The organism is Streptomyces sp. NPDC058326 (assembly GCF_042879855.1).
Classification (GTDB): domain Bacteria; phylum Actinomycetota; class Actinomycetes; order Streptomycetales; family Streptomycetaceae; genus Streptomyces.
The window spans coordinates 359,640-371,665 of sequence record NZ_JBHVZO010000001.1 but is presented as its reverse complement, the minus strand read 5'-3'; the positions used below and the strand labels follow the sequence as shown (position 1 = coordinate 371,665).

General features: G+C 72.9%; 9 protein-coding genes. 6 read left to right on the top strand and 3 right to left on the bottom strand.

What is annotated here, in order from left to right; translation table 11 throughout:
• Positions 1 to 61 precede the first annotated feature (61 nt).
• The 6 genes from ACFVYX_RS01575 to ACFVYX_RS01550 all read left to right on the top strand — a co-directional run bounded on the left by ACFVYX_RS01575 (position 62) and on the right by ACFVYX_RS01550 (position 7,450).
• Positions 62 to 1,897: a GTP-binding protein gene (locus ACFVYX_RS01575; protein ID WP_389679497.1), complete on the top strand. Its 1,836-nt coding sequence runs from the start codon at positions 62 to 64 to the stop codon at positions 1,895 to 1,897.
• A 150-nt stretch (positions 1,898 to 2,047) separates the two neighbouring features.
• The gene (locus tag ACFVYX_RS01570; protein ID WP_389679248.1) at positions 2,048 to 2,602 is read left to right on the top strand and encodes a single-stranded DNA-binding protein; all 555 of its coding nucleotides are present in this window, start codon (positions 2,048 to 2,050) and stop codon (positions 2,600 to 2,602) included.
• Positions 2,603 to 2,826: 224 nt separating this feature from the next.
• On the top strand, positions 2,827 to 4,287 hold the full coding sequence (locus ACFVYX_RS01565) for an LAETG motif-containing sortase-dependent surface protein (RefSeq protein ID WP_389679247.1): 1,461 nt from the start codon (positions 2,827 to 2,829) through the stop codon (positions 4,285 to 4,287).
• A gap of 396 nt (positions 4,288 to 4,683) precedes the next feature.
• Positions 4,684 to 6,348: an energy-dependent translational throttle protein EttA gene (ettA, locus tag ACFVYX_RS01560; RefSeq protein ID WP_389679246.1), complete on the top strand. Its 1,665-nt coding sequence runs from the start codon at positions 4,684 to 4,686 to the stop codon at positions 6,346 to 6,348.
• Positions 6,349 to 6,350: 2 nt separating this feature from the next.
• Positions 6,351 to 6,788 (top strand): acyl-CoA thioesterase, encoded by a 438-nt coding sequence (locus tag ACFVYX_RS01555; RefSeq protein WP_389679245.1) that lies wholly within the window; start codon positions 6,351 to 6,353, stop codon positions 6,786 to 6,788.
• The gene (locus ACFVYX_RS01550; RefSeq protein WP_389679244.1) at positions 6,785 to 7,450 is read left to right on the top strand and encodes a hypothetical protein; all 666 of its coding nucleotides are present in this window, start codon (positions 6,785 to 6,787) and stop codon (positions 7,448 to 7,450) included. The genes ACFVYX_RS01555 and ACFVYX_RS01550 overlap by 4 nt, the downstream gene beginning before the upstream one ends.
• 55 nt (positions 7,451 to 7,505) lie before the next feature.
• Here the strand turns inward: ACFVYX_RS01550 and ACFVYX_RS01545 are convergent, their stop codons facing one another.
• The 3 genes from ACFVYX_RS01545 to ACFVYX_RS01535 all read right to left on the bottom strand — a co-directional run bounded on the left by ACFVYX_RS01545 (position 7,506) and on the right by ACFVYX_RS01535 (position 12,003).
• Entirely contained in the window at positions 7,506 to 8,108 is a 603-nt protein-coding gene (locus ACFVYX_RS01545; protein ID WP_389679243.1) for a hypothetical protein, read from the bottom strand.
• Between the two features lie 140 nt (positions 8,109 to 8,248).
• Complete coding sequence (locus ACFVYX_RS01540; RefSeq protein WP_389679242.1) at positions 8,249 to 9,217, bottom strand: ABC transporter ATP-binding protein; 969 nt, start codon at positions 9,215 to 9,217, stop codon at positions 8,249 to 8,251.
• The gene (locus ACFVYX_RS01535) at positions 9,214 to 12,003 is read right to left on the bottom strand and encodes an FtsX-like permease family protein (protein WP_389679496.1); all 2,790 of its coding nucleotides are present in this window, start codon (positions 12,001 to 12,003) and stop codon (positions 9,214 to 9,216) included. Before ACFVYX_RS01535 ends, ACFVYX_RS01540 begins: the two co-directional genes overlap by 4 nt.
• Between the last annotated feature and the right edge of the window lie 23 nt (positions 12,004 to 12,026).

The following is a 12,026-nucleotide window of genomic DNA, read 5'->3' as shown; positions in this document are numbered from 1 at the left end:
TGACCGTGCCCGTGACCACGATCGGAAGCCCGGCTCCGTGTCCGGAGCCGTGTCCGCGTCCGTGCTCGTCTCCGCGTCCCCTCCCGGGTCCGCGGCCGACTCCGGCCGCCGCCGCTGGGACGACGGGCTGATCGCCCGCCGCGCCGCCGAGCGGGCCGCCGCGGCCGACCTGCCTCCAGGGGAAGAGGACGGTCGGGGAGCGGTACAGCAGGAGGAGGACACGTTCCCACCCCTCGGCGGGAACTACGGCGGGCCCCTCCGCGCCCGCCTCGACGCCCTCCACGAGCTCGTCGGGCTCTCCCGTACGCGGGTCGAGAGCGAGGCCCTCGCCGAGGCAGGGCGCGTGCTCGACGAGGCCGCCGCCCGGCAGCGGCTCTCCTCCCGGCACACCGTGATCGCCATCGCCGGCGCCACCGGAAGCGGCAAGTCCACGCTCTTCAACGCCCTCGCCGGCGTCCCCGTCTCCGAGACCGGACTGCGCCGCCCCACCACCTCGGCGCCCATCGCCCTCAGCTGGTCCGAGGGCTCCGCCGGACTGCTCGACCGGCTCGCCGTCCCCGGCCGGCTGCGGCGCAGACCCCTCGCGGGCGGCGCGGCCGACACCGAACTCCAGGGGCTCGTCCTCATCGACCTGCCCGACCACGACTCGGCCGTCACCGCCCACCGGGACCAGGTCGACCGGGTCCTCGCCCTCGTCGACGCGGTGATCTGGGTCGTCGACCCCGAGAAGTACGCCGACGCCGCTCTCCACGAGCGCTACCTCCGGCCGCTCGCCGGGCACGCCGAGGTCACCTTCGTCGTCCTCAACCAGATCGACCGGCTCGGTACGGAGGCCGCCGACCTCGTCCTCGACGACCTGCGCCGCCTCCTCGACGAGGACGGCGTGGCGCTCGGCGAGCACGGCGAACCCGGCGCCACCGTCCTCGCCGTCTCCGCGCTGACCGGCGACGGTGTGCCCGAACTGCGGGAGATGGTTGCCCGGTTCGTCCAGGAACGCACCGCTCCCGAACGCCGGCTCGCCGCCGACGTCGACGCCGCCGCGGCCCGGCTGCGCCCGTCCTACCTCGCCGACGGACGGCCCGGCCTCGACGAGCGGGCCAGGGAGGCCTTCACGGACCGGCTCGCGGTCGCCGTCGGCGCCCAGGCCGCGGGCGAGGCCGCCGAACGGGTCTGGCGCAGGGGCGCCATCCGCGCCTGCGGCACGCCCTGGCTGCGGCTCTACCGCTGGTACGAGCGGATCCGGGCCCACGGTTCCACCGATCCGCGCCTGTCCTCGCCCGTGGAGGACGAGCTGACGGCACGCCAGCGCGTGGAGCAGGCGGTGCGGATGCTCGCCGCGGAGGCCTCGCGCGGGCTCCCGACGCCGTGGGCGCAGGCGGTGCGCGAGGCGGCGGCCCGCGGGGCGGACGGGCTCCCTGAGGCACTGGACGAGCTGACGGCCACCATCGGAGACCCGGCGGCCCGCCCACCACGGCCCGCCTGGTGGCCGGCCGCCGTCCTCGCCCAGGTCGTGATGACGCTCCTGCAGGTCTTCGGCGCGCTGTGGCTGGTGGGCCAGATCGTCGGCGTCGCGGAACCGGGCCTGCTCCCGCCGGTCCTCGTGATGCTCGGCGGCATCATCGGCGGACCGCTCGTCGAATGGGCCTGCGAGGGCGCGGTGAAGGGCCCGGCGCGGCGGTACGGGCAGGAGGCCGAACGGCGCCTGCGGGAGGCGGCGGCGGCCTGCGGCCGGGCTCGGGTGCTCGACCCGGTGGCGGCGGAGCTGATGCGCTACCGGGAGGTGCGCGAGCAGTACGCGACGGTCGTGGGGACACGGTCCTCCGCGCGGATCGTCGGGGGGATCCGCTCCGGCGCGACCCGGCTGGGCGCGACGCGTGCGGGGGTACGGGGAAGGTGACGGCGTCCGTGCTGTCCCGGGCCTCCGTTCACCCTCCCGGGTGAGGACGTCGTCCCCGTCCGTCCGGTTGTCCACAGGCGCGGGCGGGATCTCCCGGATCGCCCCAGCATGGTGGTGACCGAGAGAAACGCAGAGGTTGGGGGCGGGACCATGAACGACACGACCGTGACGCTGGTCGGCAATGTGGCGACGGCGGTGGAGTACCGGGACACGGTGACGGGCGGGGTGGCCAGGTTCCGCTTCGCGGTGACCGCGCGCCGCTGGGACCGGGAGCGGAGCCTCTGGACGGACGGGCACACCAGCTTCTACACGGTGTCGGCCTGGCGGTCGCTCGGGGCCAATCTCGCGGCCTCGGTCTCCGTCGGTGAACCCCTGGTGGTGCACGGGCGGCTGAGGGTCCGTGAAGAGGAGCGCGACGGCCAGCGGAAGACGTTCGTGGATGTGGCCGCGCTGGCCGTGGGGCACGATCTGACGCGGGGTACGGCAGCCTTCCGGCGCGCGGTACGGACGGAGCCGGCGCCCCGCGCGGAGCCCTCGCCCCGCGCGGAGCGTTCGACGCACGCGGAGCACCCGCCGCGCGGGGAATCCGTACTGCCCCCCGAACTGGCGGAATCAGTCGTTCCGGAGCCCGAACGCGACCCGTGGGCAGGGGCGGTGACGGACGAGGCAGCAAAGGTGACAACGCGGCTGGTGACCGTCCCCTGACCTTGCGTTGTGGGGATTTGTCGACCAACTCGCGCTGCTGATAACGATTCCGAGTCGGAATGGTTATCTGAACGTATGGCAGGGCACCGGGGGGTTCCGCATCCCTAGGATTCCCGGGTACTCATGTGGCACATGAGCCCATCGGGTCTGTGAATCTGCTGGCGTGCGCTCCCCCCACGCGAATCGACCATGTTCGCGGAGCGGCTCGCCCGGAGGGGAATGCAATGTTTTCAGTTCGTGGGCGCGGCGCTGCCCGCCTTGCCGCTGCGACCCTGGTCTCGGGCCTTGTCGCGGTCGGCACCATGGCGGCCGCCGGTCCGGCGCTCGCCGATGACGGCGCGCCGGGTACCGGTGGCGTCACGGCGAAGCTCGGCGGTATGACCGACGACGCCGGCGCTGTCGAGATCACCGAGAAGAACGGCTCCAAGTGGCCGGTCGACGGTGGTCTGTTCAAGATGGAGGTCGAGGGCGGGGGCACTCTCTTCACCTACTGCATCGACCTCCGTACCGAGGCGAAGCACGACTTCGACTACAAGGAAGTCGGCTGGGAGGAGTCCTCCCTGCACAACAACGCGAACGCGGGCAAGATCCTCTGGATCCTGGAGAACGCCTACCCGAAGTTCTCCGCCGAGGCCCTCGGCGCCAAGCTGGGCGTCGACCTCTCCAAGAAGGAAGCCGCGGCCGGCACGCAGGCCGCGATCTGGACCCTCTCCGACGACGTCACGGCGACGCCGAAGGACGAGGACGCCGAGAAGCTGAAGGCGTACCTGCTCGAGAAGGCCGTCCAGCTCGACGAGCCGACCGCCTCCCTGAGCGTCTCGCCGTCCTCCGTCGCGGGCAAGGCCGGCGAGAAGCTCGGCCCGATCACCGTCGACACCAACGCCGAGTCCGCCAAGATCTCGGTCGTGCCGGGCGCCCCCACGGGCGTCACGGTCGTCGGCAAGGACGGCAAGCCCGTCACCGAGGTCCTGAAGGGCAAGACCGAGCTCTTCTTCGACGTTCCCGCCGGCACCGCCGACGGTTCCGCCGAGCTGACCGCCGAGGCCACCACCAAGGTCTCGCTCGGTCGCGCCTTCGTCTCCATCGACGGCCCCTCGCAGACCCTGATCCTGGCCGGCTCCAGCGAGTCCACGGTCACCGGCAAGGCTTCCGCGACCTGGGCGAAGACGGGTGCCGTCCCGGCCGTCACGGTCGCGAAGGACTGCGCCAAGGGCGGCCTGGAGGTCATCGCCTCCAACGAGGGTGACGAGGCCTGGACCTTCGACCTGAAGGGCACCTCGCACACGGTCGCCCCGGGTGAGAGCAAGACCATCCCGGTCCCGCTCGCCGAGGACGAGGCGTACAAGTTCACCATCACCGGCCCGAACGGCTTCGAGGAGACCTTCGAGGGCGTCCTGGACTGCAAGACGGCCACCCCCGGCCCGAAGCCGTCCGAGACCCCCACCACGGAGCCCTCGGCCGAGCCCACCCCGTCGACCTCTCCGTCGACGTCCACCGGCACCACCGGTGACACCACGGGCGGCTCCACCGGCACGACCGGCACCACCACGACCGGTGGCGGCGACCTCGCCGAGACCGGCAGCTCCAACGCCACCCCGATGATCGCGGGCATCGCCGCCGCGCTCGTCGTGATCGGCGGCGGCGCGGTGTTCTTCCTCCGCAAGAAGAAGACCGCCGGCCACTGAGCCCACGCCCCCGGTGCCGGCCCCGCCGGCACCGGGCGGCGCCTGACCCCACGGAACGGCCCGGCTCACCCCGGACCCGCCCCGTGACCCCCGCCCGACCCCGGACCGCACCAGCGGCCGGGGTCGTCGCACGTCCGAGACCCGCGGAGGCCCGCGAGGAGACCCCCGGCCCGCGGAGGCCCGCGAGGAGACCCCCGGTCCGAGAGGGTCCGGCCCCGAGCCCCTCATCGCCCGAGCCCCCGCCCCACACCGGCTCCCGACAGTGACCGGACCGCTACGGGGTGGCCCGAGAACGCCCGGTCGCGCCCTTCTCCCGCCAACGAGTTCGCCCCCGGGGGTGGCGGTCAGGCAAGATGGGGTGTATCTGCCCACTCACTCTTTGCCGGACGGTTTCTCTTGGCTGAGTACATCTACACGATGCGCAAGACGCGCAAGGCGCACGGCGACAAGGTCATCCTCGATGACGTGACGCTGAGCTTCCTGCCCGGTGCGAAGATCGGTGTGGTCGGCCCGAACGGTGCCGGTAAGTCCACCGTTCTGAAGATCATGGCGGGCCTTGAGCAGCCGTCCAACGGTGACGCCTTCCTGTCGCCCGGCTACAGCGTCGGCATCCTCATGCAGGAGCCGAAGCTCGACGAGGCCAAGACGGTTCTGGAGAACGTCCAGGACGGCGCCGCCGAGACCATGGGCAAGCTCAAGCGCTTCAACGAGGTCGCCGAGCTCATGGCGACCGACTACTCGGACGCGCTGATGGACGAGATGGGCAAGCTCCAGGAGGACCTGGACCACGCCAACGCCTGGGACCTCGACGCGCAGCTGGAGCAGGCCATGGACGCCCTGGGCTGCCCGCCCGGCGACTGGCCGGTCACCAACCTCTCCGGTGGCGAGAAGCGCCGTGTCGCGCTCTGCAAGCTGCTGATCGAGGCCCCGGACCTGCTCCTCCTCGACGAGCCCACCAACCACCTGGACGCCGAGTCGGTGAACTGGCTGGAGCAGCACCTCTCGAAGTACGCGGGCGCCGTCGTCGCCGTCACACACGACCGGTACTTCCTGAACAACGTCGCCGAGTGGATCCTGGAGCTCGACCGCGGCCGCGCGATCCCCTACGAGGGCAACTACTCCACGTACCTGGACAAGAAGGCCGCCCGCCTCAAGGTCGAGGGCCGCAAGGACGAGAAGCGCGCCAAGCGCCTCAAGGAAGAGCTGGAGTGGGTCCGCTCCAACGCCAAGGGCCGGCAGACCAAGTCCAAGGCCCGTCTCGCTCGCTACGAGGAGATGGCGGCCGAGGCCGACAAGATGCGGAAGCTGGACTTCGAGGAGATCCAGATCCCGCCGGGCCCGCGTCTGGGCTCCATCGTCGTCGAGGTCGAGAACCTCTCCAAGGCGTTCGGTGACAAGGTCCTCGTCGACGACCTGTCCTTCTCCCTGCCCCGCAACGGCATCGTCGGCATCATCGGCCCGAACGGCGCCGGCAAGACCACGCTGTTCAAGATGATCCAGGGCATCGAGGCCCCGGACTCGGGCTCGGTCAAGATCGGCGAGACCGTCAAGATCAGCTACGTCGACCAGACCCGCGCCAACATCGACCCCAAGAAGACCCTCTGGGCCGTCGTGTCGGACGAGCTGGACTACATCAACGTCGGCCAGGTCGAGATGCCGTCGCGCGCGTACGTCAGCGCCTTCGGCTTCAAGGGGCCGGACCAGCAGAAGCCCGCCGGTGTCCTCTCCGGTGGTGAGCGCAACCGCCTGAACCTGGCGCTCACGCTCAAGGAGGGCGGCAACCTGCTGCTCCTCGACGAGCCCACCAACGACCTCGACGTCGAGACCCTCTCCTCGCTGGAGAACGCGCTGCTCGAGTTCCCCGGTGCGGCCGTGGTCATCTCCCACGACCGTTGGTTCCTGGACCGGGTGGCGACGCACATCCTCGCGTACGAGGGCGAGTCGAAGTGGTACTGGTTCGAGGGCAACTTCGAGTCGTACGAGAAGAACAAGATCGAGCGCCTCGGCCCGGACGCGGCCCGTCCGCACCGCGCCACGTACAAGAAGCTGACCCGAGGCTGAGCGTGCGCCACATCTACAGCTGTCCCCTGCGCTGGTCGGACATGGACGCCTTCGGGCACGTCAACAACGTCGTCTTCCTGCGGTACCTGGAAGAGGCGCGGATCGACTTCATGTTCCGGCTGGCGCCGGGGGACGGTTCCCCCTCGTTCTCCGGCGGGTCCGTCGTGGCCCGGCACGAGATCGACTACGTGCGGCCGCTGGTCCACCGGCACGAGCCGGTGACCATCGAGTCCTGGGTCACGAAGATAGGCGCGGCGTCGCTGACGATCGCGTACGAGATCAAGGACCCCGACGTCACGTACGTACGGGCGTCCACGGTCGTCGTGCCCTTCGACCTGGAGGCGCAGCGACCGCGCCGGATCTCCGCCGAGGAGCGCGAGTTCCTCCAGGAGTACGTCGACGACGGGATGACCTCCGGAGGGGCGAAGTCCGCCGCATGACCGTGTTCGCTCCGCTGCACTTCGACGACGCCAGGGAGGCGGCGGCTCTCGCCGCCTTCCTGACCCGCCTGGTCCACTACGACCGGGCCGCCGTCGTCCGCCTCCAGGCGGGCGGCGGAGCGCTGGCGGTCTTCGGCCGGCCCGCCTCCTTCGAGGTGCTCGCGATCCGTACGGCCCGGCTTGTCGACGCCGTGGAACTCGACGTCACCGTCTCCGCCGGCGAACTCCTCGAAGGCATCGAGGAGTCGGCCGGCAAGGCGGTCGTCCCGCAGTCCGTGACCGGACCGGCCTGGGCGGGCGTGCTCCCGCCCCGCAGCGGCTGGACGCCGGTCGCCGGCCTGCCGGGTGCCGCGGAGATGCGGGGCGCCGTCGCCGCCGCCGTCGCCGAATTCCGGGCACGCGACGAGGAGTTGACCGAGGAGCGGCGGACCAGGTCGGAGCGCGACCGTATCGGCCGCGAGATCTGGTCCCGGACCCTCGGGCCCACCGGTCTGCCCCTGAGGGCCGTTCACGCCGCCCAGTCGCTGGGCTTCCTGCCGTCGGCGGACCCGGACGCCGCCGTCGCGCTGTTCGCCTCCGGGCCGTGGCTGCGGCTGCGTACCCCGTACGGTTCGATCGCCCTCCGTACCGCACCGATGTCCCTGACAGTCGCTCCCCGGTAGACGCCGGGCCTGAGACCCGATGAACGACGGGCGTGAGGCCGGTGAAGCCGTACTCTCATGCCTCCGGACGGCCCTGTCGGCTGAACCGCCTCGCCCCCGCGGTGGCCGCGGCCAGCAGGAGCACGGCGAGGACCGCCTGCCGCAGCGGCGAGGTGGAACCCTCGAGAGCCGGGGCCACCCGTCGTCGCGGGTCGTAGGCCACCCGTACCTCCCCGCCGTCCTCGGCGGCCCGGTGGTCCTCCGTGACGGTCGACGGGTAGCCGCCCGGGCAGCGCAGCGTGTGGTGGTACACGACCGTGGTGGCACCGCCCTCGCCGACCGAGGTCCGCTCCTCCGCGCGGACCTTCACCACGACACACTCGGCGACCGCGCCCCGCGAGGCCGCCTGGTCCGCGGTGGCCACGGTCAGCAGCAGCCCGCCGACCAGCGCGAGCGCGCCGAAGAGGCCCATGGCTCCGTCGACGAGCAGGAAGTACGCGACGGCCGCCGCGAGAATCGCCGCCCCGCCGACCGATACCGCGACCGTGGTGGACGGCGCGCTCTCGCTCCCGAAGCACCAGGCCGACCAGGCGTAGAGCGCGGCCGCGCAGGCCGCGGGCAGGGCCACGATCCCCCAGGCCCGAATGTTTCCCGACGACTCCGTCGATGACATGGACATCACCCCGAGAGTGTGACGTCCGCCGCCGCTCGCCGGTTTCACCCGCACCCGCACCCGCACCCGCACCCGCGCCCGCGCCCGCACCCGCACCCGCGCCCGCACCCGTACGCGTAAACCCGCGCCTCCGCCCGCCCCTCCTCTCACTGCTCCACGTCGTCCGGCCACACCCCGATGTGGTCCTGTTCGAGCTCCAGCGCCACCCGGTGCTCCATGCCGAGGGCCTGCGTGTACTCCGCCGGGAGCTGGAGCCGGCCCGCGCGGTCGAGCATCGCGTACTCCCGTGCCACCAGCGACTCCTGACCCTGCTCGTCGACCTCCGTGCGCCGCAGCACCTCCGATGAGGTGCGGCCGTCGCGGATGGCGACCGTCCTGCGCACCTCGGAGGCGACGGCCTGGTCGTGGGTGACGATCACGATCGTCGTGCCCAGTTCGTCGTTCGCGCGGCGGAAGGCCGCGAAGACCTGCTCGCCGGTGGCCGAGTCCAGCTCGCCCGTCGGCTCGTCGGCCAGGAGCACGGACGGGTTGTTGGCGAGGGCGACCGCGATGGCCACCCGCTGCTGCTGACCGCCGGACAGCTGGTGCGGGCGCCGGTCCCTGACCTCCGCGATGCCCAGCATCGCGAGGAGCTCCTCGGCCCGCTGCGTCTTCTGCCGGGCCCGGCCCCGCAACTGCATCGGAAGGGCCACGTTCTGGGCGGCCGTCAGGTACGGCAGGAGGTTGCGGGCGGTCTGCTGCCAGACGAAGCCGACGACCTCGCGGCGGTAGCGCAGCCGCTCCTTGCCGTCCATGGCGAGCAGATCGCACCCGGCGACCCGGGCCGCGCCCGCGGTCGGCACGTCAAGTCCCGCGAGGATGTTCATGAGCGTCGACTTGCCGGAGCCCGAGGCGCCGACCAGGGCCATCAACTCGCCCTCCTTGACGAGGAGGTCGAGCCCCTGGAGGGCCTGCACCTCCACGCCGTCGGTGGTGAAGATCCGGACCAACCGGTCGCAGGCGATGAGCGCGTCATGACCGTACGAGGGCCGGTCGCGGTGTGCGGTCGCCCGCCGCTCCAGCTCCTCCAGGGTGGTGTCCGAAGCGGTGCTGAGGGTCGTCCCGGTCTTCGTCATCGTGCGTCTCCTGCCCTGAGTTCCTTGATCGAGCTCTTGCGCCCCGTCCACCAGGCCTGGCCGGCCGCCGCCGTCGCCGTCAGGAGGACGACCGCGAGCGCCGGCACCAGCAGCGACCACGGGTCCGCCCGCAGCGGCGCGCTGTCCAGCGGCGCGTACCCCGGTGTCGTCGCGAGCGCGAGCCGGAACAGGTCGATGCCGGGGGCGAGCAGCGGCACCGTCGCCCAGCCGACGAGCGTCCCGCCGAGCGCGGCGAGGACCGCCTGCGGTACCGCTTCGAGTCCGAGCAGCCGCCTACCCTGCCTCCGGGTCAGTCCCATCGTCCGCAGCCGGGCGAGGAGCGTCGTCCGCTCCGGCGCGTTCTGCATGAGGGAGAGCAGCACGGCCACCACGGCGAAACCGGCGCCCACGCCGATCGCGCCCAGGTACATCCGCTCGGCGCCCGACTGGAGCGGCGAGTCCACATAGCCGGCCCGCTCCTCGCTGCGCATCGACACGAGGAGGGCCCCGGACTTCGCCTTCACGGCGGTCCGCAGCGCGGCACCGTCCTCTGGGCCCGTGACGAGCAGTGTCGTGGGGGTCCGGTGGGTGAGGTCGGCGGCGTTGACGAGGAGGAAGTCGTCGCCGGGCAGGGCGGGGGTGGCCGGCCGGACGGCGACCACCTTCACGCGGAACACGCCGGCCGCCGACACGATCTCCTGCGGCGCGCCGCCGAGCCGTTCGGCGACCGCCGGTGAGGCGACCGCGGGCAGCACCCGTTCGGTGTCGGCCGCGGCCTCCTTGCCGCCCTTGCCCGTCGACGTGAGCAGCCCCGCCGGGAACGGGCCGAAGCCGGTGCGTTCCGCGTGCCGGGTGTACGAGCCCGGTTCGACGCCCACGAGCGTGCCGCTCATCGGCGGGGCAGAGGTCCCCTGGAAGGACGGCAGCGCCACGCCGTACTCGATCTGCACCGGCGCTACGTCCCGTACCCCCGCCGTCCCGCGCACCGACTCGGTGAGACCGGCGGGCAGCGGGGTCCACTCCACGGAGCCGTCGATCCGGGCGTCCGCGCCGGTCGCCCTGAGGGCGGCCCGGTCGCGGGCGTCGGCGACCCCGGCGAGGACCGAGCCGCCGAACGCCGCCGTGGTCAGTGCCAGGACGAGCGCGAGCAGGGGGAGCGTGCCCGCGGAGGAGGAGCGTCCCGCGCGGGCCAGGGCCAGCGGTCCGACCGCCCCGCGCAGCCGGCGGGCGGGCCGGCCGAGCCACCGCAGCGGCAGCGGATAGATCCGTACGAGGAGCGCGGCGGCGATCAGGCCGACGAGCACCGGGGCGGCGCTCACCAGATGGTCACCGGAGTCGCTGGTTCCGCGCAGTCGGAGGGAGGCGACCGCGCCCGCGGCGAGGACGAGCACGGTGAGTTCGGCGACCGTACGGCGCCGGGAGGGGCGCGCCGTGAGCAGGTCGTCGCGGCCGCCGTGCAGGCGCGGCCGCCGGTGCAGGACGACCGCGCGTACCGGCAGGACGAGCATCGCGAGCAGAGCGACCACCGAGGTGGCGAGGAGCGAGGGGCCGAGGGGGATGCCGCCGGACCCGCCGTCGGGGGCCCGTACCGTCACCACCGCGAGGGCCAGGGCGAGCGCCGCGGCCGGTACGGCGACCGCCGAGGTCTCGCCGAGCAGCCGCAGACCGATGCCGGTGAGCGAGGCGCCACGGGAGCGGAGCAGGGCCAGTTCGCCGTCCCGGCGGGCGACGAAGAGGCCGCCGGTCATGGCGAGGACGACCGCGGCGACCGCGCCGATGCCGAAGACGGCGACGGCGACGACCGGGCCGATCGCCTCCCGCATCGAACGGTACGAGTCCACGATCGCGTCGAGTTCGGTGGTGAGCCCTCCGGTGGAGCCGACGACCTTCCGCATCCTGAGCAGGTCGGGGCCGCCGGCCGCCGAGTCGAGCGCGGCGGCGAGCCGGTCGGTGTCCCGGCCGGTGAGATGGCCGGGCGTCGGCATGAACCGGAAGAAGACCTCCGGGTCGCCCAGGGTGGAGGGCATGACGGGCGCGGACGTGGGGGAGAGGAGCAGCGCGCCCTGCCAGTAGTGCTTCACCTCTCCGTTCTCGACCAGTGCGGCGAGCGCGGGGGTGCGGAGCAGCGGCTCCACCGCCCAGTACGCCGCCTCGGGCCCGCGCGGCTCGATGATTCCGGTGACCGTGACGGCGATCGGCTCCGCGCTGATCTTGCTCGGCACGTGCACCACGGAGCCGGGCTTCAGCCGCAGGGACGCCGCGGTCTTCGCGGTCACCACCGCTTCCGGCGCGCGGGCCGTGCCCGCGGCGAGCCGGCCCTTCCGCAGCGTCGCGTGTGCGGTGAGGGCGGACGGGGAGGAGAGCACGAACTCGGGGCGCATGCCGTCGGGCCGGGGCAGCCAGGCGTCGAGCCCCTCGACGCGCTTGACCGTACGGACGCCGTGGACGCTCTGCCGCGGATCGGTCCGGATCGGCTCCGGGAACAGGCCGCGCACCGCGTCGCGCTGCTCCTGGAGGACGCCGGGGGCCAGGCTCGACTCGGGCGGGGCCACGGGGAGCGGGACGGTGAGTTCGAGGACGGAGTTGCGGGGCGCGGCGGTCCGGATGTCATGCCGCAGCCCCTCGGTCTCGTACACGTCGACCGCGCGCGGCAGCGCGGCCGCGAGGTAGGCGGTGGCCAAGACGAGGAGGGCGAGGGAGGCGGCGGCCCACGGCGCGGTCCGCAGCCGGGTCCGCACCCAGGGCGCCACGGCGCGGGCGGGCTTGTCGGACCGGGACCGGGGCATGTCGGGAGCCTTCCTGCGTACGG

What these genes read in the sequence shown, in the direction of transcription:
- ACFVYX_RS01550 (WP_389679244.1), top strand. Translation starts at nt 6,785, where the DNA reads ATGACCGTGTTCGCTCCGCTGCACTTCGACGACGCCAGGGAGGCGGCG.
- ACFVYX_RS01565 (WP_389679247.1), top strand. Translation starts at nt 2,827, where the DNA reads ATGTTTTCAGTTCGTGGGCGCGGCGCTGCCCGCCTTGCCGCTGCGACC.
- ACFVYX_RS01535 (WP_389679496.1), bottom strand. Translation starts at nt 12,003, where the DNA reads ATGCCCCGGTCCCGGTCCGACAAGCCCGCCCGCGCCGTGGCGCCCTGG.
- ACFVYX_RS01545 (WP_389679243.1), bottom strand. Translation starts at nt 8,108, where the DNA reads ATGTCCATGTCATCGACGGAGTCGTCGGGAAACATTCGGGCCTGGGGG.
- ACFVYX_RS01540 (WP_389679242.1), bottom strand. Translation starts at nt 9,217, where the DNA reads ATGACGAAGACCGGGACGACCCTCAGCACCGCTTCGGACACCACCCTG.
- ACFVYX_RS01570 (WP_389679248.1), top strand. Translation starts at nt 2,048, where the DNA reads ATGAACGACACGACCGTGACGCTGGTCGGCAATGTGGCGACGGCGGTG.